This is a genomic window from Kluyvera georgiana ATCC 51603, assembly GCF_001654985.1.
Taxonomy (GTDB): Bacteria; Pseudomonadota; Gammaproteobacteria; order Enterobacterales; family Enterobacteriaceae; genus Kluyvera; species Kluyvera georgiana.
On the sequence record NZ_LXEU01000030.1, the window covers coordinates 130064 to 150440 of the forward strand.

At 57.0% G+C, this 20377-nt stretch carries 19 protein-coding genes; 12 read left to right on the forward strand and 7 right to left on the reverse strand.

The window, feature by feature from the left end; translation table 11 throughout:
• The first annotated feature begins 3 nt into the window (after nt 1–3).
• The 4 genes from M989_RS06775 to M989_RS06790 all read left to right on the forward strand — a co-directional run bounded on the left by M989_RS06775 (nt 4) and on the right by M989_RS06790 (nt 4418).
• Entirely contained in the window at nt 4–1434 is a 1431-nt protein-coding gene (locus M989_RS06775) for a 6-phospho-beta-glucosidase (RefSeq protein ID WP_064543609.1), read from the forward strand.
• Nucleotides 1435–1620: 186 nt separating this feature from the next.
• On the forward strand, nt 1621–2247 hold the full coding sequence (upp, locus tag M989_RS06780; RefSeq protein ID WP_064543612.1) for a uracil phosphoribosyltransferase: 627 nt from the start codon (nt 1621–1623) through the stop codon (nt 2245–2247).
• 83 nt (nt 2248–2330) lie between these two features.
• The gene (gene uraA / locus M989_RS06785) at nt 2331–3620 is read left to right on the forward strand and encodes a uracil permease (RefSeq protein ID WP_064543614.1); all 1290 of its coding nucleotides are present in this window, start codon (nt 2331–2333) and stop codon (nt 3618–3620) included.
• A gap of 96 nt (nt 3621–3716) precedes the next feature.
• The gene (locus M989_RS06790) at nt 3717–4418 is read left to right on the forward strand and encodes a DnaA inactivator Hda (protein WP_074398749.1); all 702 of its coding nucleotides are present in this window, start codon (nt 3717–3719) and stop codon (nt 4416–4418) included.
• A gap of 89 nt (nt 4419–4507) precedes the next feature.
• Here M989_RS06790 and M989_RS06795 read toward each other — a convergent pair whose 3' ends face one another.
• Genes M989_RS06795 through celB form a run of 3 tightly spaced genes read right to left on the reverse strand, consistent with a single transcriptional unit; the run spans nt 4508 to nt 8245 of the window.
• Nucleotides 4508–5965: a leucyl aminopeptidase family protein gene (locus M989_RS06795; RefSeq protein ID WP_064543618.1), complete on the reverse strand. Its 1458-nt coding sequence runs from the start codon at nt 5963–5965 to the stop codon at nt 4508–4510.
• A 3-nt stretch (nt 5966–5968) separates the two neighbouring features.
• Nucleotides 5969–6922, reverse strand: coding sequence for a glycosylasparaginase (locus M989_RS06800; RefSeq protein WP_064543620.1), 954 nt, complete (start codon nt 6920–6922; stop codon nt 5969–5971).
• 6 nt (nt 6923–6928) lie between these two features.
• On the reverse strand, nt 6929–8245 hold the full coding sequence (celB, locus tag M989_RS06805) for a PTS cellobiose transporter subunit IIC (RefSeq protein WP_064543622.1): 1317 nt from the start codon (nt 8243–8245) through the stop codon (nt 6929–6931).
• A 166-nt stretch (nt 8246–8411) separates the two neighbouring features.
• Here celB and M989_RS06810 point away from each other — a divergent pair, with 166 nt between their 5' ends.
• Nucleotides 8412–9269: a helix-turn-helix transcriptional regulator gene (locus M989_RS06810; protein ID WP_064543624.1), complete on the forward strand. Its 858-nt coding sequence runs from the start codon at nt 8412–8414 to the stop codon at nt 9267–9269.
• Between the two features lie 6 nt (nt 9270–9275).
• Here M989_RS06810 and arsC read toward each other — a convergent pair whose 3' ends face one another.
• Together arsC and bepA are read right to left on the reverse strand one after the other, a co-directional pair.
• Nucleotides 9276–9635: an arsenate reductase (glutaredoxin) gene (arsC, locus tag M989_RS06815; protein ID WP_064543626.1), complete on the reverse strand. Its 360-nt coding sequence runs from the start codon at nt 9633–9635 to the stop codon at nt 9276–9278.
• Between the two features lie 11 nt (nt 9636–9646).
• Nucleotides 9647–11110: a beta-barrel assembly-enhancing protease gene (gene bepA / locus M989_RS06820; RefSeq protein ID WP_064543628.1), complete on the reverse strand. Its 1464-nt coding sequence runs from the start codon at nt 11108–11110 to the stop codon at nt 9647–9649.
• Nucleotides 11111–11327: 217 nt separating this feature from the next.
• Here bepA and M989_RS06825 point away from each other — a divergent pair, with 217 nt between their 5' ends.
• A complete protein-coding gene (locus M989_RS06825; RefSeq protein WP_064543630.1) occupies nt 11328–12401 on the forward strand; it encodes an AI-2E family transporter in 1074 nt (357 codons plus the stop codon).
• A gap of 78 nt (nt 12402–12479) precedes the next feature.
• On the opposite strand, the gene bcp is transcribed toward M989_RS06825, so the two are convergent.
• Together bcp and M989_RS06835 are read right to left on the reverse strand one after the other, a co-directional pair.
• On the reverse strand, nt 12480–12950 hold the full coding sequence (gene bcp, locus M989_RS06830; protein WP_064543632.1) for a thioredoxin-dependent thiol peroxidase: 471 nt from the start codon (nt 12948–12950) through the stop codon (nt 12480–12482).
• Complete coding sequence (locus tag M989_RS06835) at nt 12950–13522, reverse strand: glycine cleavage system transcriptional repressor (protein ID WP_064543633.1); 573 nt, start codon at nt 13520–13522, stop codon at nt 12950–12952. Before M989_RS06835 ends, bcp begins: the two co-directional genes overlap by 1 nt.
• A gap of 154 nt (nt 13523–13676) precedes the next feature.
• Here M989_RS06835 and dapA point away from each other — a divergent pair, with 154 nt between their 5' ends.
• The 6 genes from dapA to ypfH all read left to right on the forward strand — a co-directional run bounded on the left by dapA (nt 13677) and on the right by ypfH (nt 20289).
• Entirely contained in the window at nt 13677–14555 is an 879-nt protein-coding gene (dapA, locus tag M989_RS06840; RefSeq protein WP_064543635.1) for a 4-hydroxy-tetrahydrodipicolinate synthase, read from the forward strand.
• Between the two features lie 16 nt (nt 14556–14571).
• Nucleotides 14572–15603, forward strand: a complete 1032-nt coding sequence (gene bamC, locus M989_RS06845; protein WP_064543637.1) for an outer membrane protein assembly factor BamC — start codon at nt 14572–14574, stop codon at nt 15601–15603.
• Nucleotides 15604–15712: 109 nt separating this feature from the next.
• On the forward strand, nt 15713–16426 hold the full coding sequence (purC, locus tag M989_RS06850; RefSeq protein ID WP_035891480.1) for a phosphoribosylaminoimidazolesuccinocarboxamide synthase: 714 nt from the start codon (nt 15713–15715) through the stop codon (nt 16424–16426).
• A gap of 195 nt (nt 16427–16621) precedes the next feature.
• On the forward strand, nt 16622–17497 hold the full coding sequence (gene ypfJ, locus M989_RS06855) for a KPN_02809 family neutral zinc metallopeptidase (RefSeq protein ID WP_064543639.1): 876 nt from the start codon (nt 16622–16624) through the stop codon (nt 17495–17497).
• 16 nt (nt 17498–17513) lie between these two features.
• Complete coding sequence (locus tag M989_RS06860) at nt 17514–19514, forward strand: tRNA(Met) cytidine acetyltransferase TmcA (RefSeq protein WP_064543641.1); 2001 nt, start codon at nt 17514–17516, stop codon at nt 19512–19514.
• A 76-nt stretch (nt 19515–19590) separates the two neighbouring features.
• On the forward strand, nt 19591–20289 hold the full coding sequence (gene ypfH / locus M989_RS06865; RefSeq protein WP_064543674.1) for an esterase: 699 nt from the start codon (nt 19591–19593) through the stop codon (nt 20287–20289).
• Nucleotides 20290–20377 lie beyond the last annotated feature (88 nt).

A 20377-nucleotide genomic window follows, 5' to 3' on the forward strand; every position in this document is an offset into this window, starting at 1 on the left:
GATATGTCTGGATTTAAAGCTGGGTTTCTCTGGGGCGGCGCGGTCGCAGCACATCAACTGGAAGGCGGCTGGAAAGAGGGCGGCAAGGGGGTAAGCGTCGCGGACGTGATGACCGCAGGTGCGCACGGCGTGCCGCGTGAAATTACCGACGGCGTGCTGCCGGGGAAAAATTACCCCAACCATGAAGCCATCGACTTCTACCATCGCTATAAAGACGATCTGAAGCTATTCGCTGAGATGGGCTATAAATGCTTCCGTACCTCTATTGCCTGGACGCGTATTTTCCCGAACGGCGACGAGCTGACGCCAAACGAAGCGGGCCTGCAGTTTTATGACGACCTGTTCGATGAGTGCCTGAAGCTGGGTATTGAGCCGGTTATCACGCTGTCGCACTTTGAGATGCCGTATCACCTCGTCACGGAATACGGCGGCTGGCGCAACCGTAAGCTGATTGAATTCTTTGTCCGCTTCGCCAAAGTGGTGTTTACCCGTTACCAGCACAAAGTGAAGTACTGGATGACGTTTAATGAAATCAACAACCAGGCCAACTACCACGAAGATTTTGCACCGTTTACCAACTCTGGTCTGAAGTACCAGCCGGGCGAGGATCGCGAGCCGGTGATGTACCAGGCGGCACACTACGAGCTGGTGGCCAGCGCCCTGGCGGTGAAGGCGGCGCGTGAAATCAATCCGGCGCTGCAAATTGGCTGCATGATCGCCATGTGTCCTATCTACCCGCTGACCTGCGCGCCGAACGACATGATGATGGCCATGAACGCCATGCATCGCCGCTACTGGTTTACCGACGTGCACGTGCGCGGTAAATATCCGCAGCATCTGCTGAACTACTTCGAGCGTCGCGGTTTTGCGCTGGATATTACCGAGGAAGACCGTCAGGCGCTCACTGAGGGCTGCGTCGACTACATCGGCTTTAGCTACTATATGTCGTTTGCCACCAAGGCTACCGAAGATAACCCGCAGCTCGACTACGACGAAACCACCAGCCTGGTTTCCAACCCGTATGTGCAGAAATCCGACTGGGGCTGGCAGATTGACCCGGTGGGTCTGCGCTACTCGCTGAACTGGTTCTACGATCACTATCAGCTGCCGCTGTTTATCGTGGAGAACGGCTTTGGCGCCATCGATGTGCTGGAGAGCGACGGTACGGTGAACGACCAGTACCGTATCGACTATCTCTCCGCGCATATCGCGGAAATGAAGAAAGCGGTCGTGGAGGATGGCGTGGATCTGATGGGCTACACGCCGTGGGGCTGTATCGACCTGGTTTCCGCGGGCACCGGCGAGATGAAAAAGCGCTACGGCTTTATCTATGTCGACAAAGACAACGAAGGAAACGGTACGCTGGCGCGCAGTCGTAAAAAATCTTTTGCCTGGTATCAAAAGGTGATTGCAACCAACGGCAGTGAGCTTTAACTCGCTGAATAGATAAAATAAAACCCCGCTCGCCGGGGTTTATTTTTATCCTGTCTTATACTGACAGATGCGCCATTCGCCGCTTTGCTTGATCCTGGTCAATCATCATAGGTATGGCGCAGCCGAAAAAAAGCGGTATAATCCCGCGATTTTTTTTGTGGCTGCCCCATCTAAAGGAGAAAGAGAATGAAGATTGTGGAAGTTAAACACCCACTCGTCAAACACAAGCTGGGCCTGATGCGTGAGAACGACATTAGCACCAAACGCTTCCGTGAACTCGCCTCCGAAGTCGGTAGCCTGCTGACTTATGAAGCCACTGCCGGTCTGGAAACGGAAAAGGTGACTATCGAAGGCTGGAACGGCCCGGTAGAAATCGACCAGATCAAAGGTAAGAAAATTACCGTTGTGCCAATCCTGCGTGCAGGCTTGGGGATGATGGATGGCGTACTGGAAAACGTCCCTAGCGCGCGTATCAGCGTGGTGGGTATGTACCGTGACGAAGAGACGCTGGAGCCGGTACCGTACTTCCAGAAGCTGGTTTCCAACATTGATGAGCGTATGGCGCTGATCGTTGACCCAATGCTCGCGACCGGCGGTTCCGTTATCGCCACTATCGACCTGCTGAAAAAAGCGGGCTGCTCCAGCATCAAGGTGCTGGTGCTGGTTGCTGCGCCGGAAGGTATCGCGGCGCTGGAGAAAGCGCATCCGGACATCGAGCTGTACACCGCATCGATCGACCAGGGGCTGAATGAGCAGGGATACATCATCCCGGGCCTCGGCGATGCCGGCGATAAGATTTTTGGTACCAAGTAAACGAAAAAATAAAAAGAGCCGACTTTGATAGTCGGCTTTTTTTTGAATAAAAAACCCAGACTAATAACACAGAGGAAAACACAATGACGCGCCGCGCAATTGGGGTAAGTGAGAGACCACCGCTTTTACAGACCATCCCGCTTAGCTTGCAGCATTTATTCGCCATGTTTGGCGCAACCGTGCTGGTGCCCGTGCTGTTCCACATTAACCCGGCTACCGTGCTGCTGTTCAACGGCATCGGCACGCTGCTGTACCTCTTTATCTGTAAAGGGAAAATCCCGGCCTACCTCGGGTCGAGCTTTGCCTTTATTTCTCCGGTGCTGCTGCTGCTGCCGTTAGGTTATGAAGTGGCGCTGGGCGGCTTTATTATGTGCGGCGTATTGTTCTGCCTGGTCTCTTTCATTGTGAAGAAAGCGGGTACCGGCTGGCTGGACGTGATGTTCCCGCCGGCGGCGATGGGCGCAATCGTTGCCGTCATCGGTCTTGAGCTGGCGGGCGTAGCGGCCAACATGGCAGGCCTGCTGCCGCCGGATGGCCAGTCTGCGGATACCAAAACCATTATTATTTCCCTGGTGACGCTCGGCGTGACCGTGTTCGGCTCCGTGCTGTTCCGCGGCTTCCTGGCAATTATCCCGATTCTGATCGGCGTGCTGGTCGGTTACGCGCTGTCCTTCGTGATGGGCGTAGTGGATACCACGCCGATTGCGCAGGCGCACTGGTTCGCGCTGCCAACCTTCTATACCCCGCGCTTCGAGTGGTTTGCTATTTTCACTATTTTACCGGCGGCGCTGGTGGTGATTGCCGAGCATGTCGGTCACCTGGTGGTGACGGCGAACATCGTCAAAAAAGATCTGATTCGCGACCCGGGCCTGCATCGCTCAATGTTTGCCAACGGTCTGTCGACGGTGATTTCTGGTTTCTTTGGTTCTACCCCGAACACCACTTACGGTGAAAACATCGGCGTGATGGCGATTACCCGCGTGTACAGCACCTGGGTTATCGGCGGCGCGGCGATTATTGCGATTCTGCTCTCCTGCGTCGGCAAGCTGGCGGCAGCCATTCAGATTATCCCGCTGCCGGTGATGGGCGGCGTGTCTCTGTTGCTGTACGGGGTGATTGGCGCATCCGGTATCCGCGTGCTGATCGAATCGAAAGTGGATTACAGCAAAGCGCAGAACCTGATCCTGACCTCCGTGATTCTGATAATCGGCGTCAGCGGCGCGAAAGTACACATCGGCGCGGCCGAGCTGAAAGGCATGGCGCTGGCGACGATCGTGGGTATCTGCCTGAGCCTGGTCTTTAAACTTATCAGCGTACTGCGCCCGGAAGAAGTGGTGCTGGACGCCGCGGACAGCGACGAAGCGAAGTCGTGATCCGCAAACCGGGCGGGATCGCCGCCCGGTTCTCTCATCCGTTATTTCTGTGGTAAACTCTTCACGTTTTTTCGTAAGCCCATGTTGAGGTCTCCTCTGAACGCACCGGCACAGCTCTCTTTGCCACTTTATCTTCCCGACGACGAAACCTTTGCGAGTTTCTTCCCGGGCGATAACCCTTCTTTACTTGCCGCACTGCAAAATGTGCTGCGGCAGGAACATAGCGGATACATCTATATCTGGGCGCGTGAAGGCGCCGGTCGCAGCCATCTGCTGCACGCGGCTTGTGCCGAACTCTCTCAGCGCGGCGACGCGGTTGGCTACGTTCCGCTGGATAAACGCACCTGGTTTGTACCGGAAGTGCTGGAAGGAATGGAGCAGCTCTCGCTGGTCTGTATCGATAATATCGAGTGCGTGGCGGGAGACGAACCGTGGGAGATGGCGATCTTCAACCTGTATAACCGCATTCTGGAATCCGGCAATACGCGCCTGCTGATCACCGGCGATCGTCCGCCGCGCCAGCTGAATTTGGGCCTGCCGGATCTCGCTTCGCGCCTGGATTGGGGGCAAATCTACAAGCTGCAGCCGCTCTCGGACGAAGACAAGCTCCAGGCCTTGCAGCTGCGTGCCCGTCTACGTGGTTTTGAAATGCCGGACGATGTCTGCCGCTTTATGCTCAAGCGCCTGGACAGGGAGATGCGAACGTTATTCCAGACGTTGGATCAGCTCGATCATGCCTCCATCACCGCCCAGCGTAAGCTGACCATCCCGTTTGTGAAAGAAATTCTGAAACTGTAGGCCTGATAAGCGTAGCGCCATCAGGCAGAAGCGAGCACATTGCCGGATGGCGGCTTCGCCTTATCCGGCCTACCTGACGGCGATTGCCATCACGCCTCTTTTACCAGATCGTTGAGCAAATGCTGCATCAGTAGCGGAATCGGCCTGCCCGATGCCACGCTTTTACCGCCTTCACGCCACAGTGCCGTCCCGCTGACGTCAAGATGTGCCCACGGAATATCTGCAGGGCAGAAGTGATGCAGCAGCCAGGCGGCGGAAGCGCTGATCGCCGCGTTGTTGGTCGGCGTGTTGCACAGATCGGCAATCGCGCTCTCCGTTTGCTTTTTCAACCGCGCATCGAGCGGCAAGGACCACACTTCATCACCGCTCTGTTCACCGGCCAGGGTTAACGCTGAACGCAGTGCCTTATCCTGGGTCATCAGCCCGCTCAGCTCATAGCCCAGCGCTTTGACTACTGCGCCGGTGAGGGTGGCTAAGTCGATGATATAGCGCGTTTGTGCATGGTGCTGGCTGGCCCAGGCGATGGCGTCAGAGAGCACCAGACGGCCTTCGGCATCGGTGTTGTTGATCTCCACCGTCATGCCGTTGCAGGCGCGCGCCACGCTACCCGGCTGCATGGCGTCCGGACCGATCGCGTTTTCCGCCAGCGCCAGCACGCCCATCACCCGCACCGGTAACGCCAGCTCGGCGATGCTTAGCATCAAGCCCAGGACGTTGGCTGCGCCGCACATATCGTATTTCATCGTATACATGCCCGCGCCGTCTTTCAGCCACAGACCGCCGGTATCGAAGGTGATGCCTTTGCCAACATAGCTGCGTACCGCGCCATGACTCGCTCCCTCATAGTGAATCGCCAGCAGACGCGGCGGACGGCTGGCTCCTTTACCCACCGCGTGCAGCAGACCCAGACCCTGCTCGACAATCGCTTGTTCATCCAAAACCTCACAGCGCAGGGCAGGGAAGGCCGCACACAGGCGCTGAGCTTCTTCCACCACAAACTGCGGTGTGCATTGCTCGGAGGGAATATCCGCCAGGCGACGGGCGGCAACCATCCCGTTGGCGATAGCCTGCTGTTGCTTAAACAGGGGCTCAAGGCGTGCCAGTTCTCTATCCGGGCAGTAGGCATGAATATGGGTCAGACGCGTATCGTTTTGAGTCGTGGTTTTCAGCCCGAGATCCGTCAGGCGGTGCTGCTGGTTAAACAGGAAGCGTAGAGTTTTCGCCAGTACCGTGTCGTGAATGTGCGTACAATCCAGCAGTACCTCGCGGCACGCTGGTGAAGCAAACAGCGGGCGCAGAAAAGCCAGCAGTGAGTCGGTCAGATTGTCCTGCCAGGCGCTTTGCGGCACCAGCGTAATACGGGTGAATGGTCCGCAGCCGAAGCAGGTATCCGCCAGTTTTCCCTGAGCGGCGCGCGCCGTCATCTCGGCAATCAGCGGGTTATTGCGTAGCGCATCCTGCTGGAGCAAGGGGCTATCGGGTCTGGTGATAAGATGACACTGTTCCTGTTCGCTGGGCAGCGCCGTGACTAAGCGGTAGTGAATCATCGTTTACTCCTCAATGGGCGCGCGAATGCGATCGGCATAGGCCTGCATCCAGGCGTCGTCCACCGGCTGATAATGGGTTTTCTCTTTGACGCGCTCGGCGCGGAACACCGTGAGCGGCTGGGTGGCGGTTGCGACCACGAAAGAGAAGGTTTTGATGTTGGTCGCGGCGCCGAACTCGCCTTTGCGGTTCATACAGACCACGGAGAGATCGCCCGCGCGGCCAAAGCGCGACATCAGCTTATCTTCCAGTTCGTAAACCACGGAATCAGCCGCCTGCTGCGGCGTCATTCCCTGTTCCATACGGCGGACGATTTCATAGCTGGTGCAGCCTTTCATGAGATCTTCGCCCACGCCGGTGGCGGTAGCCGCACCGATTTGGCTGTCGCAGTAGAAGCCAGAGCCGATAATCGGCGAGTCGCCAATCCGCCCGCATTTTTTCATAAACAGGCCGCTGGTCGAGGTGGCGACGCTCATTGATCCTTTTTTATCGAGAGCAATCACGCCGACGGTGTCGTGGCCATCGTAGGGGCTTAACCCTTTATCCAGCGTTTCGCGACAGCGCTTGCGGTAGTGCTGCATCGCGCGCTCGGTGAGCATCTTTTTCTCGGCGAAACCCTGGCTCAGCGCCCATTCGCGTGCGCCCTGGCCGACCAGCAGCGAGTTATAGCGTTGGCGGCCCAGCGCCTGCGCCACTTTTACCGGGTTGGCGATATCGACCAGATTGCCCACCGCGCCAAAGGCCAGGGTGTCGCCGTCCATCCATGCCGCGTCCAGCTCAACCTCGCCGTTCTCGGTCGGCAGGCCGCCATAGCCCACCGATTTATAGAACGGAAAATCCTCCACCGCGACCACGGCATCCACGACGGACGTTGCTGCTGCGCTGCCAGCCGCCAGCGCAGAAGCTGACTCGCCTACGCCTTCCAGCGCCATGCGCCAGGTTGCAATAATTCCCCACATCCTTTGCTACTCCTGTTTTGCTAGCGTGCCGGATTCCTCAACGGCACTGATTTCCGCATTGCGGTACTGCTTGTCGACGATGCGCATAAACGGCAGGTACAGCATCGCGCCAATCAGCAGGTTAAGAATTTGCATTACGCTGCCGGAAATATGCCCGGTGACGATAAATCCGCTGATGACCGGCGGCAGCGTCCACGGGATAAATACCCCGGTAGTGACCGCAACCGCACCGATTTTCATCGCCAGATACTGAACGGTCACCAGCACCAGCGGTACCAGGTTGAACGGAATCAGCATGATCGGGTTCATGATCACCGGCAGACCAAACAGCACCGGTTCGTTGATATTAAAGATGGAAGCCCCCGCGCCCAGACGCGCCACTTCGCGCATGTTTTTACTTCGGGCGAAAATTAGCATCGCGATGACCAGCGACAGCGTGGCCCCTGCGCCCCCCATCCAGATCATGTCGAAGAACTGTTCGGTAATAATGTGCGGCGGCGTGACGCCCGCCTGAATGGCGGCGATGTTGTCGGTCTGGTTTTCCATCCACAGCGGACGGATGATGCCGTTGACCATGGAGCCGGAGTTGATCCCCACCGACCACAGAATCGTGATGCTGAATACCGTCATCAGCGCGCCAAAGTAGGAGGTGCCGAAATGACGAACCGGGGTGGCGACGACGTCGTAAATAAATTGGTGAATGGTGTTGTAGTGGGTGTTTTCAAAGCCGATGCGGATAGCCAGCACCAGAATCATCACCACCAGCGCGGGGATCAGCGCGGCAAATGATTCCTGCACCGCGGGCGGTACCCCTTCGGGCATTTTGATCACCAGCTTTTTGCGCTTCAGCCAGCAGAACAGCTCGGTCCATAGCAGCGAGCCAATCATGGCGACGAACAGCCCTTTGGTGCCAATCCACTCTACCGGCATGACGGTAATACCGCCGTTCTCGGCGACCTTAATAAACGGTGTCAGGATCAGGAAGCACACCAGCGCGAGGATGCCGCTGGAGATTTTGTCGTCGCCGTAGTGCTCCGCCAGACGGTAGGCAACGAGGAAGCTAATAAACAGCGACATGGTAGAGAAGACCGCGTTAAACGGAATCTCGATAATGGCGCTCCAGCTGGCGCCAAAAGTGCTGGACATAAACTGCTGATAGCTCTGATTCGGGAACGACGAGATAACCAGCAGGATGGAGCCGACGATAATAAACGGCATAAAGGAAACATATGCGCCGCGGATGGCGCCGAGATGACGTTGCTGTGCGGTTTTCGCCGCAATCGGCATCAATTTATCTTCTAAAAATCCCAGAACATTGTTCATTGTGAACTCCGTATAAGATTAACGGACATTGTGTGTGTTATGTAATAGAAAACGACGAGGGGATTATCGGAGAAAGGTGGGGGCGGAAAGGTGAATCGGGTCACAATGCATCGACTTAATCTATATAAATCTCATATGATTAGTTACTTATTTTTTAAGGAATAGCATGGAAATTAAGCTGCACGCTAACGCGACGACGACGCCTCGTATCCGCAAATATCTCCAGGAATCGCATAAAAGTGACCGTGAACTGGCAGTTGAATTGGGTATTTCGGTGACGACGGTTCGCCGCTGGCGTAATCGCGAGCAGACGGCAGATCGAAGTACGGTGCCAAAGGTGGTACACAAAGCGATGAGACAAGAGCAGATTGTATTGATTAACGCTCTGCGTGAAATTCTGAGCGCGCCGTTGGACGATCTGCTGTTTATCGTGGTGGAAGGTTTAGGTATTCCGCTATCACGGGCAACGCTCAGCCGTTATCTGGCGCCGTCTTATCCGAAAACGGCTGGACAGATGCTGCAAGGTAAGAAAGCGCTCAAGGCGGGCATTCGGCCGCAGACGCTGACCCTGCACTACCGCTCGCTGTCGCTGCATATGGATGATGATGGCGATCATCACCTGCTGTGGGCGCAGGAGCCGGTAAGCGGTTGGTGCGCGGCGCGGATCTACTCGGGGATGTCGTCACCGCTGGTGATTCACTGGCTGGATGAGGCGCTGGCGCAGTTCCCGGGTGATATCCAATCTGTTGAGATTAAAAGCGACGAGTGGCTGAATGATGGGTATATCGCCACGCTGCACCAGCATCTGGCTGAGCGAGGAATAAACGCCAGCGTAATGCATTCGGGCGAAAAACGGCAGGCGGTCACGGTGACCTCACCGCTGGCAGAGATCATTCCGGCGGCCAGCATCTACACGCCGGACGAGCTGGCGTGCAGACTTTGTGTGTTATTCAACGGCGGGAAACAGCAGAAAAAGCTGGGAAATATGACGCCGCAGGCCTTTCTGGAAGCGCTGCGGCCTTAAGGCGAATTAGCCCACAATCTCCAGCACCTGTTCTGGCGGGCGGCCAATGCGCGCCTGGCCGTTTTTGACCACGATAGGGCGCTCAATCAGCTTCGGGTTCTCGACCATCGCCCGGATAAGCTGCTCTTCGCTGAGTTGGCTATCGGCGAGGTTCAGCGATTTGTAGAGATCTTCTTTCTGCCGCATCAGCTCGCGGGCGCTGCTGAGGCCAAGCATCTTAATCAGCTTAGCCAGGGTCGCGGCGTCTGGCGGCGTGTCGAGGTAGAGCACCACGTTGGGGTCAATGCCGTTATCTTTCAGCAGGCTCAAGGTCTCGCGGCTCTTTGAGCAGCGCGGGTTGTGGTAAATCGTGACCGAATCCGTCATCGTCTCTCCTGTTACATTTTCTGATAAGGGCGGAAGCGTTCCTGCAGCTCTCGCAGCTGGTCGATGCGCGCATCGTAGCGCGCCTGCTGCAGGCTGCGTAATTTCACCTGCGCGCTGGCGGCGCTCAGCAGGGAAATTGCCTGGTCGAGTCTGCCGACCAGCGCCATATTTTCGGCCCGTGCGGCCAGCTCCTGGTCGCGGTTGCCCAGCTTCGCTTCCGCCTGGGCCAGCAGATCCCAGCCGTTGGTGTCATCTTTGTTATTAAAGGTATAGCGGTTAAGAATGGTGGCCGCTTCGCCAGCTTGCCCGCCCTCTAACAGGGCGTTAGCCAGGTTAAGCTGGAGGACCGGGTTAGTGCGCAGTTCGCGGGCATTTTTCAGCCGGCTAATTGCCTCGTTGGTTTTGTTCTGGCCCAGGTCGATGTCGGTGGCGAGATCGAGGAACCAGGCGTTTTGGCCGTCGGCGCTGAGCAGCGGCTGGAGCAGCTTGCTGGCTTCGGCGTAGTTTTTGGCTTCCATGGCCAGCAGCGCGCGGCCGTACTGGGCGGCGTGCTGTTCGCGCACGTTGCCTTTCGACCAGCTGTCGAGCAGGTCGCTGCCGAGCTGGTTTTGCCCGTTGTTGTACATGCCAAGCGTACGCGCTTTAGCAAAGTAGAAGTCGGCGGAAGACTGCACCACCACCGGACGCATCTGGTTGGCGCGGTTACGCGCATCGGACAGACGGCTCTCGGGTAAGGGGTGGGTTAACAGCATTTCCGGCGGACGTGAGGAGTAGCGTGACTGATCGAGCAGCTTCTCCATAAATGCAGGCATGGCCTGCGGGTCAAAGCCGGCGCGCTGAAGTACCTGAATCCCGATGCGGTCAGCCTCTTCTTCGTTCTGGCGGGTAAAGCTGATCATGCCCTGTTGGGTACCGGCTAAGGTACCGCTCAGCGCCGCCATCCCGGCCTGCGGGCTGGCCATCGCCAGCAGAATGGAACCGAGCGCGCCGACCCAGGTCAGCGGAGCATTGCGCTTTTGATCTTCCATTGCGCGCGCCAGGTGGCGTTGCGTGACGTGGGAAATTTCGTGCGCCATCACCGATGCCAGCTGGCTTTCGGTATCTGAGTAGCGGAACAGCGCCGAGTGCAGTACCACGTTGCCGCCGAAGAAGGCGAAGGCGTTAATATCGTCGTTATTGATCAGATAAAAATGGAACGGGGTGCGCACGGAAAACGCGTGTGAGACCAGCCGCATACCGAGCGAGTTGATGTACTGCACCAACAGCGGGTCGTTGATCAGCGGCGCGCTTCCGCGCAGTTGTCGAACATAGTAATCCCCCATCTGCATCTCCTGCCCAATGGAGAGCGTGCTTCCTGCGGATGTCCCCATATCCGGCAGATTATCCGTTGCGTCCGCAAACGCAGGAGCAATCTGTCCGAAAGCGAGTGTCGCAATAAGGGATGCCAACAGCGTTTTTTTCAACTGCCTGAACATAACCTCTGTCCTGTAATGTGGGATGTGCCTGTTTTGACCAACAGCATAATGTTACGTTCCATTATGGGTTGCTTTTGCAGTGTATCTATCTGCTAACGGGTTGAAAACGATAATCACGAGATTGCGGGTTAAAAATAAAAAGCGAAGTCTTTTTTGTGACACTTAGATACAATTCGTGTTCTGTATGAAAGCGATAGGCAATTCAGGGAATCGATTTATGCTCGAGATGTTAATGCAATGGTATCGCCGCCGATTCAGCGACCCGGAGGCCATCGCGCTGCTGGTCATTCTGGTGGCCGGTTTTTGCATCCTGTTTTTCTTCAGCGGCCTGCTGGCGCCGTTGCTGGTCGCGCTGGTGCTGGCCTACCTGCTGGAATGGCCCACCGTCCGCCTGGAGCGTATGGGGTGGTCGCGTACCTGGGCTACCAGCGTGGTGCTGGTGCTGTTTGTTGGCATACTGCTGCTGATGTCGTTTGTGGTGATGCCAATTGCCTGGCAGCAGGGAATTAACCTGATTCACGATATGCCGGGCATGCTCAATAAACTCTCCGACTATGCCGCCACGCTGCCGCGACGCTATCCGGCGCTGATGGATGCGGGGATTATCGACGCCATGGCGGAAAACATGCGTACCCGCATGTTGACGATGGGCGACTCGGTAGTGAAGTACTCGGTGGCATCGCTGGTAGGACTGCTAACTCTGGCGGTCTATCTGGTGCTGGTACCGCTGATGGTCTTCTTCCTGGTGAAGGATAAAGAGCAGATGCTCAACGCCGTACGCCGCGTGCTGCCGCGTAACCGCGGGCTAGCGGGGCAGGTGTGGAAAGAGATGAACCAGCAGATCACCAACTACATTCGCGGCAAGGTGCTGGAGATGATCGTGGTGGGGATCGCCACCTGGCTCGGCTTCCTGATGTTTGGCCTCAACTATTCGCTGCTGCTGGCGGTGCTGGTGGGGCTGTCGGTACTGATTCCCTACATTGGTGCCTTCGTAGTGACCATCCCGGTGGTCTGCGTGGCGCTGTTCCAGTTTGGCCTGGGGACCGAGTTCTGGAGCCTGTTTGCGGTCTACCTGATTATTCAGGGGCTGGATGGCAATCTGCTGGTGCCGGTGCTGTTCTCCGAGGCTGTAAACCTGCATCCGCTGGTGATCATTCTCTCGGTGGTGATTTTCGGCGGCCTGTGGGGGTTCTGGGGCGTGTTCTTCGCCATTCCGCTGGCAACGTTGATTAAAGCGGTCGTACACGCCTGGCCGGATGGGCTGGTGGTAGAAGAGGATTCGTCAGACTAACGTGTGGCCGTGCGCCAAGCCTGAGAAAACGCCAATGCTTCCCGGCCTCGCTGCGCTTGGCCGGGTTGCTGATTTGTCTTAGGCGTTGGCTTGCAGCCAGCCCAGCACCACGTCATGGTGGTTACTGGTCTTGAAATCATCAAAGACGTGTTCAATTTTGCCGTCAGCGTCAATCAGGAAGCTGATGCGGTGAATCCCGTCGTAGGTTTTCCCCATGAAGGTTTTCTCACCCCAGATGCCAAACTGTTCGCAGACCTGGTGATCTTCATCGGAGAGCAGGGTGAAGTTCAGCAGCTCTTTTTCAGAGAAGCGGGAGAGTTTTTCCGGTTTATCGGTGCTGATACCCAGAACCTCAACGCCGGCTTTTTTCAGCTCGTCCATATTATCGCGAAGGCCGCATGCCTGCACGGTGCAGCCAGGGGTCATCGCTTTCGGGTAAAAATAGACCAGAACACGTTGTCCCTGGAAGTCGGTCAAATTTACTTGCTCGCCGTCTTGATCGGGCAAACTAAATTTCGGTGCGATATCACCGGCTTTCAGTGGGTTCATTACTCAGCTCCATCCTGTTCATCATGCTGTGAATAATTAATCACGTTTATACTGCCTTGCGCATTCAATTCTGTACATAGGGCTTTGAATGCTTGCTCAATATTTGATGCATTTTGCGTAGCCGGGCTGTGGGCGGTAATTTGAATAAACAACTGCGCCGCACCTTCATCGGAGCCCGGTTGGGTGCGTGACACCAGCTCGGCAATATTCATCTCCCAGCTGTCGAACAGGGCAGTAAAACGCTCGATAATATGCGGTGAATCAGGAACTTCCACCTGAACCCATACGGTAGCCGGCATTGCCGGGCGTGGGCTGGCGGTGGTGCGTTTCATGACGATTAGCAGGTCCAGCTCTGCACCTTTCAGCGGTAGGGTGGACTCAATCAGCGTAATCGCATTCCATGTTCCGGACAGCAGCATAATAAAAGTGAATTCATCTCCCAGCATGGCCAACCGACTGTCTTCGATATTACAGCCGCAGCTGCTCACGTGACGGGTGATCGTATTGACGATGCCAGGGCGATCCGCGCCCAGGGCTGTAATGACCAGATAGTGTTGTAATGAGGCTGTCAAACCTGTTCTTCCTTTAAAAAGGTGCGGTATACCCTAGGAAAGCATAAAAAAAACCGGCATACAACATTCTGAAGGGCCTCAGTCTCTTGCTTTTATTACAGTACCAAACGTACCATTGAGTTTCATGTCCGCACGTCAGCACAGAGGATGGCCCATGTTCACGGGAAGTATTGTAGCGCTTGTCACGCCGATGGATGAAAAAGGTAATGTCGACCGTTCAAGCCTGAAAAAACTGATTGATTACCATGTCGCCAACGGAACCTCGGCGATTGTGTCGGTAGGGACTACCGGCGAGTCAGCGACGCTTAGCCACGAAGAGCATGGCGATGTGGTCTTAACCACGCTGGAGCTGGCCGATGGCCGTATCCCGGTGATCGCAGGAACGGGAGCAAATGCAACCGCAGAGGCGATTAGCCTGACTCAGCGTTTCAACGACAGCGGCGTAGTCGGCTGCCTGACCGTTACCCCATACTACAACCGTCCGACTCAGGAAGGTTTATTCCAGCACTTTAAAGCGATTGCCGAGCATACTGACCTGCCGCAAATCCTGTATAATGTGCCGTCCCGTACCGGCTGCGATATGCTGCCGGAAACCGTAGGTCGCCTGGCGAAAATTAAAAATATTATCGCGATTAAGGAAGCCACGGGGAACTTAAGCCGTGTTCATCAGATCAAAGAGCTGGTTTCAGACGATTTCATCCTGCTCAGCGGTGATGATGCAACCGGTCTGGACTTCATGCAGCTCGGCGGTCACGGCGTTATTTCGGTAACGGCGAACGTTGCGGCGCGTGATATGGCGGAAATGTGCAAACTGTCCGCAGCTGGAGAGTTCGCGCAGGCGCGCATCATCAACCAGCGTTTGATGCCGCTGCACAATAAATTATTTGTCGAACCCAATCCTATCCCGGTGAAATGGGCGTGTAAGGAATTGGGGCTTGTGGCGACCGACACCATGCGCTTGCCGATGACACCGATTACCGACCACGGTCGTGACGTGGTGGCATCCGCACTGAAGCATGCCGGTTTGCTGTAAAGTTTAGGGAGATTTGATGGCTTACTCAGTACAGAAGTCGCGCCTGGCCAAGGTTGCGGGTGTATCGCTGGTTTTACTGCTTGCGGCCTGTAGTTCCGACTCGCGCTATAAGCGCCAGGTGAGCGGCGATGAGTCCTATCTGGACGCTACGCCGTTAAGTGAACTTCACGCCCCTGCGGGCATGATCCTGCCGATCGAAAATGGCGACTACAACATTCCTGTCGCCAACGGCAGCGGTGCCGTCGGTAAAGCGCTGGACATTCGTCCGCCGGCTCAGCCGTTGGCGCTGGTGGCCGGTGCGCGAACCCAGTTTACGGGCGACACCGCCACGTTGCTGGTGGAAAATAGCCGTAGCGGCTCTCTGTGGCCGCAGGTGGTCAGCATTATTCAGGGGAAAAACTACACCATCACCAAACGTGATGATGCTAGCCAGACGCTGACAACGGACTGGGTCGAGTGGAATCGCCTTGATGAAGATCAGCAGTATCGTGGTCGCTATCAAATCTCCGTGCAGCCTCAGGGCTACCAGCAGGCGGTGATGGTGAAGCTGGTTAACCTGGAACAGGCGGGTAAACCGGTCGCCGATCGCGCTTCCCTACAGCGCTATAGCGCTGAAATGCTGAACGTGATTTCCGCAGGTCTGGATAAGAATGCGTCGGACGCACAGGCCTCTCGCGGTTCCGCGGGCGCAACCTTTGATGTACAGAGCGCTTCTGATGATACCGGCCTGCCAATGCTGGTGGTGCGTGCGCCGTTCAACCAGGTCTGGCAGCGTCTGCCGGGCGCGCTGGAAAAAGCGGGCATGAAAGTGACCGACAGCACCCGTTCTCAGGGCAGCATCGCCGTGACCTACAAGCCGCTGTCTGACAGCAGTTGGCAGGCGTTGGGCGCGAGCGATCCGGGTCTGGTCTCCGGTGACTACAAGCTTCAGGTCGGTGACCTGGACAACCGTAGTAGCCTGCAGTTCATCGATCCGAAAGGTCATACGTTGACGCAGTCGCAAAATGACGCCCTGGTAGCAGTATTCCAGGCGGCATTGAGTAAGTAATTTATCAGGGCTGGAGCAATCCGGCCCTTTTTTCTGTATAGTGACGCAAACGTGTGCGTCGGCAGAAAAGCACAAATTTTTATGGTTAATCATCACTGGAGTGACAAAGATGCAAAAGCTAGCTGAGTTGTATCGTGGTAAAGCGAAAACCGTATACAGCACCGAAAATCCGGATCTGTTGGTACTCGAATTCCGTAACGATACGTCAGCAGGGGATGGCGCTCGCATTGAGCAGTTCGATCGTAAAGGTATGGTGAATAACAAATTCAACCATTTCATTATGAGCAAACTGGCGGAAGCGGGTATCCCGACCCAAATGGAAGCGCTGTTGTCCGATACCGAATGTCTGGTGAAAAAGCTGGATATGGTGCCGGTGGAGTGCGTTGTCCGTAACCGCGCCGCCGGTTCGCTGGTGAAACGTTTAGGGATCGAAGAAGGTATTGAGCTGAACCCACCGCTGTTCGACCTGTTCCTGAAAAACGATGCCATGCATGACCCGATGGTTAACGAATCCTACTGCGAAACCTTCGGCTGGGTGAGCAAAGAGAACCTGGCGCGCATGCAGGAACTGACCTTCAAAGCGAACGACGTGCTGAAAAAGCTGTTCGACGACGCGGGCCTGATCCTCGTGGACTTCAAGCTGGAGTTCGGTCTGTTCAAAGGTGAAGTGGTGCTGGGCGATGAATTCTCCCCGGACGGCAGCCGTCTGTGGGACAAAAAGACCATGGATAAAATGGACAAAGACCGTTTCCGCCAGAGCCTTGGCGGCCTGATCGAAGCCTACGAAGAAGTGGCGCATCGCTTAGGCGTTAAGCTGGACTAAGTCATGACCTCCCCGGCCTCGCCTGCGCGTAGGCCGGAAAAGGCGTTGACGCCGCCATCCGGCAATGCGTTTGTTGCTTGCCTGATGGCGCAGCGTTGGCCCGCTCATCTCTTTTCCTGATGTATTTCCAGTGGTAATCCTGCCCGTAACCGCCTACGATCGTATCAGTAACAATAAAAGAAGATCGAGGTAGTTATGCGTTGGCAAGGCCGTCGTGAAAGCGACAATGTAGAAGATCGGCGGAACAGTTCTGAATCCCCACTATCCGGGCGCGGGCCTGGTTTCCGTATTCCCAGCGGTAAGGGCGGTATCATTCTGCTGATTGTCGTGCTGGTTGCGGGCTATTACGGCGTCGACTTAACCGGCCTGATGACCGGCGAGCCCATTGGTCAGAGCCAGCAACAAAGCTCGCAGCGCGTCAGCAACCCGAATGATGATGAAGCGGCAAAGTTTACCTCGGTTATCCTTGCCACGACCGAAGACACCTGGGCGCAGCAGTTTAAAGAGATGGGGAAAACCTATCAGCCGCCGCGTCTGGTGATGTACCGTGGCGCGACCCGCACCGGGTGCGGTACCGGCCAGTCGGTGATGGGGCCATTCTACTGCCCGGCCGATAGCACGGTTTATATCGACCTCTCTTTCTATGACGATATGAAAAGCAAACTCGGCGCAGGCGGCGATTTCGCGCAGGGCTACGTGATTGCGCATGAAGTGGGGCACCACATCCAGAAACTGCTCGGCATCGAGCCGAAAGTCCGTCAGATGCAGCAGGGCGCATCGCAGGCTGAAGTCAACCGCCTGTCGGTCCGCATGGAGCTTCAGGCCGACTGTTTTGCGGGCGTCTGGGGTCATAACATGCAGAAACAGGGGATTCTGGAGGCTGGCGATCTTGAAGAAGCGCTGAACGCTGCCGAAGCGATTGGCGATGACCGCTTACAGCAGCAGAGCCAGGGCCGCGTGGTACCCGATAGCTTTACTCACGGTACATCACAGCAGCGCTACACCTGGCTGAAACGCGGCTTCGATAGCGGCGACCCGTCCCAGTGCAACACCTTCAGTAAATCGCTTTAGCGGGATGTCGAAGGTCATGGATGAGCTGCTCGCGCAGGCCGCGCGGATGGCGCAGGAGGGGATTCGCCGCTTGCTGGTGGTTAGCGGCGACCCTGACTGGTGCGCAGAGCAGGCAATAGCGTTTCGCAACGCTATCGGACACGACGTGCTGTGGGTGGGCCCGCAGACCGTCGACTCTCCTTTTTGCCAGCCTGGCAAACTTGTCACGCTGCTCGGGCGCGAGTTCCAGCACGCTATCTTTGACGCTCGCGCCGGTTTTGACGTGTCGGCGTTTGCCGCGTTAGCCGGAACCTTGCGTGCCGGTAGCTGGCTGGTGCTGCTGGTGCCAGACTTCTCACGTTGGCCTATGCAGCCCGATACGGACTCGCTGCGCTGGAGCGATACGCCAGAGCCAATTGCCACTCCCCATTTTGTTCACCATTTTTGCCGTACCCTGGCCGCCAGGGCGCAGGTAAGAATCTGGCGTCAAGGGGAGCCGTTGACGCCGTTCAATGACCCTCCACGACCACCGTGGCAGCAGGCTAACGGCCAACCCGACGTTGAGCAGCAAGCGATCCTGTCAGCGCTGGCCAACGCCACCGCGCAGGTTTGTGTGGTGACGGCGGAACGTGGGCGCGGCAAGTCGGCGCTGGCCGGCATGCACATTCGACAGCTTTCCGGCACGGCGCTGGTCACTGCGCCTTCCCGCGCCTCGGCGGAGGTGATTGCCGCCTTTGCCGGCGAGCGCTTTCGCTTTATCGCGCCGGACGCGCTGCTGGCCTCTGATGAAACCGCCGATTGGCTGGTGGTTGATGAGGCCGCAGCCATTCCCGCCCCGCTGCTGCAAAAGCTGATGACCCGTTTTTCGCGGGTGCTGTTGACCACCACCGTGCAGGGGTATGAAGGCACCGGGCGTGGCTTCCTGCTGAAATTTTGCGCCGCGTTCCCGCAGCGGCAGGCGTTTACCCTGAGCCAGCCCATTCGCTGGGCGGCCGGATGCCCGCTGGAAGCCGTGGTGAACGAGGCGCTGATTTTTGATGATGATGCCTTTACCACTACGCCGCAGGGCGCGGTTACGTTGATGCCCGTGGCGCAGTCAGCCTGGCAAACGTCTCCAGCGCTGCCCCGCGCGCTCTATCAACTGCTTTCCGGCGCGCATTATCGCACCTCGCCGCTGGATCTGCGCCGCATGATGGACGCGCCGGGACAGCATTTTCTGAGCGCTCAAAGTCGTGACGGCCCGGCAGGCGCGCTGTGGCTGGTCGACGAAGGTGGGCTTCCGGCGGAACTGAGCCGGGCAGTGTGGGCCGGATTTCGCCGCCCGCGCGGCAACCTGGTGGCGCAATCGCTGGCGGCTCATGGCGGCAGCCCGCTGGCGGCGACGCTTATCGGACGGCGCATCAGCCGCATTGCGGTACATCCGCAGCGTCAGCGCGAAGGTCTTGGCCAACGGCTGGTCGAACGGGCGTGGCAGGACGCTGAAGGGTGTGATTATCTCTCAGTAAGCTTTGGCTATACCGATGCGCTATGGCGCTTCTGGCAGCGCTGTGGCTTTACGCTGGTGCGTATTGGCACCCAGCGGGAGGCCAGCAGCGGCTGCTACGCGGCGATGGCTATTCGCCCGCTGACGGCGGCAGGGGAGGCGTTGATGTTACATGAGCATCATCGATTGTGCCGCGAATGGCGCTGGCTGCGCCGGTGGGTAGATGAAAAAGTGCCTCTGGCGGAAGTGACAGAGACTATCCTTACTGAGGATGACTGGTGGGATTTGGCCGGTTTTGCCTTTGCCCATCGCCCGATGCTGGCGGTGCTGGCGAACCTGCACCGGCTGAGCGAGTTGACTGAACTGACGATACCCGCGCTGCGCGGGCGTTTGTGCGGTGAAGCTGAGTCTGAACTGTGTGCTCGTCTGGGCGTGCAGGGGCGTAAAGCGCTGCTGGCCCGGCTTCGTGCAGAAGCGGCGCAGGCGATGCGCAGCGTTGACGCTGAACGTACAAACCGGCTGGCGGAACAGCTCCCACAACTGCAATTTTTTTAACTGACTCATTCAGTTAAATGGCATGGTCATTATTCTGGCGCGGCGTAAACTGACCGTCAAAACCAAGGAGACAGCCATGACGCACGATCATTTTGTTGTTCAAAGCCCCGCGAAGCCCGCTCAACAGCTGCTGCTGTTGTTTCATGGCGTGGGCGATAATCCGGTCTCAATGGGGCAGATTGGCAGCTGGTTTGCGCCGCTGTTTCCGGATGCCCTGATTGTCAGCATTGGCGGCGCTGAACCGTGCGGCCCGGCGCCGGGTCGTCAGTGGTTTTCGGTGCAAAGCGTGACCGAAGAGAACCGCCAGGCACGTGTCGATGCCATTATGCCGACCTTTATTGAAACGGTACGCTACTGGCAAAAACAGAGCGGCGTGGGCCCGCAGGCCACCGCGCTGATCGGTTTTTCACAGGGGGCGATTATGTCGCTGGAAAGCATCAAAGCCGAGCCGGGTCTGGCTTCCCGCGTGATCGCTTTTAACGGCCGCTACGCCACGCTGCCGCAGCAGGCGACGACCAGCACCACGATCCATCTGATCCACGGTGGAGAAGACCGGGTTATCGATTTGGCCTGGGCGGTGAGAGGTCAGGAAGCGCTCCTGGCCGCGGGCGGCGATGTGACGCTGGATATTGTCGACGATCTGGGGCACGCGATTGACGATCGCAGCATGCAGTTCGCGCTCGATCGTCTGCGCTATACCGTGCCGAAGCACTATTTCGATGAAGCATTGAGCGGCGGAACGCCGAAAGATGACGATATTATTGAGATGATTTAAAGATTAACGGTTCGCTGGGAATCTGTAGGCCGGGTAAGGCAAAGCCACCATCCGGCAATTCATGGCGGCTATGCCTGATGGCGCTGCG

What these genes read in the sequence shown, in the direction of transcription:
- uraA (WP_064543614.1), top strand. Translation starts at nt 2,331, where the DNA reads ATGACGCGCCGCGCAATTGGGGTAAGTGAGAGACCACCGCTTTTACAG.
- M989_RS06825 (WP_064543630.1), top strand. Translation starts at nt 11,328, where the DNA reads ATGCTCGAGATGTTAATGCAATGGTATCGCCGCCGATTCAGCGACCCG.
- bepA (WP_064543628.1), bottom strand. Translation starts at nt 11,110, where the DNA reads ATGTTCAGGCAGTTGAAAAAAACGCTGTTGGCATCCCTTATTGCGACA.
- dapA (WP_064543635.1), top strand. Translation starts at nt 13,677, where the DNA reads ATGTTCACGGGAAGTATTGTAGCGCTTGTCACGCCGATGGATGAAAAA.
- bamC (WP_064543637.1), top strand. Translation starts at nt 14,572, where the DNA reads ATGGCTTACTCAGTACAGAAGTCGCGCCTGGCCAAGGTTGCGGGTGTA.
- M989_RS06860 (WP_064543641.1), top strand. Translation starts at nt 17,514, where the DNA reads ATGGATGAGCTGCTCGCGCAGGCCGCGCGGATGGCGCAGGAGGGGATT.
- bcp (WP_064543632.1), bottom strand. Translation starts at nt 12,950, where the DNA reads ATGAACCCACTGAAAGCCGGTGATATCGCACCGAAATTTAGTTTGCCC.
- purC (WP_035891480.1), top strand. Translation starts at nt 15,713, where the DNA reads ATGCAAAAGCTAGCTGAGTTGTATCGTGGTAAAGCGAAAACCGTATAC.
- upp (WP_064543612.1), top strand. Translation starts at nt 1,621, where the DNA reads ATGAAGATTGTGGAAGTTAAACACCCACTCGTCAAACACAAGCTGGGC.
- M989_RS06795 (WP_064543618.1), bottom strand. Translation starts at nt 5,965, where the DNA reads ATGATTCACTACCGCTTAGTCACGGCGCTGCCCAGCGAACAGGAACAG.
- M989_RS06810 (WP_064543624.1), top strand. Translation starts at nt 8,412, where the DNA reads ATGGAAATTAAGCTGCACGCTAACGCGACGACGACGCCTCGTATCCGC.
- ypfJ (WP_064543639.1), top strand. Translation starts at nt 16,622, where the DNA reads ATGCGTTGGCAAGGCCGTCGTGAAAGCGACAATGTAGAAGATCGGCGG.
- arsC (WP_064543626.1), bottom strand. Translation starts at nt 9,635, where the DNA reads ATGACGGATTCGGTCACGATTTACCACAACCCGCGCTGCTCAAAGAGC.
- celB (WP_064543622.1), bottom strand. Translation starts at nt 8,245, where the DNA reads ATGAACAATGTTCTGGGATTTTTAGAAGATAAATTGATGCCGATTGCG.
- M989_RS06775 (WP_064543609.1), top strand. Translation starts at nt 4, where the DNA reads ATGTCTGGATTTAAAGCTGGGTTTCTCTGGGGCGGCGCGGTCGCAGCA.
- ypfH (WP_064543674.1), top strand. Translation starts at nt 19,591, where the DNA reads ATGACGCACGATCATTTTGTTGTTCAAAGCCCCGCGAAGCCCGCTCAA.
- M989_RS06800 (WP_064543620.1), bottom strand. Translation starts at nt 6,922, where the DNA reads ATGTGGGGAATTATTGCAACCTGGCGCATGGCGCTGGAAGGCGTAGGC.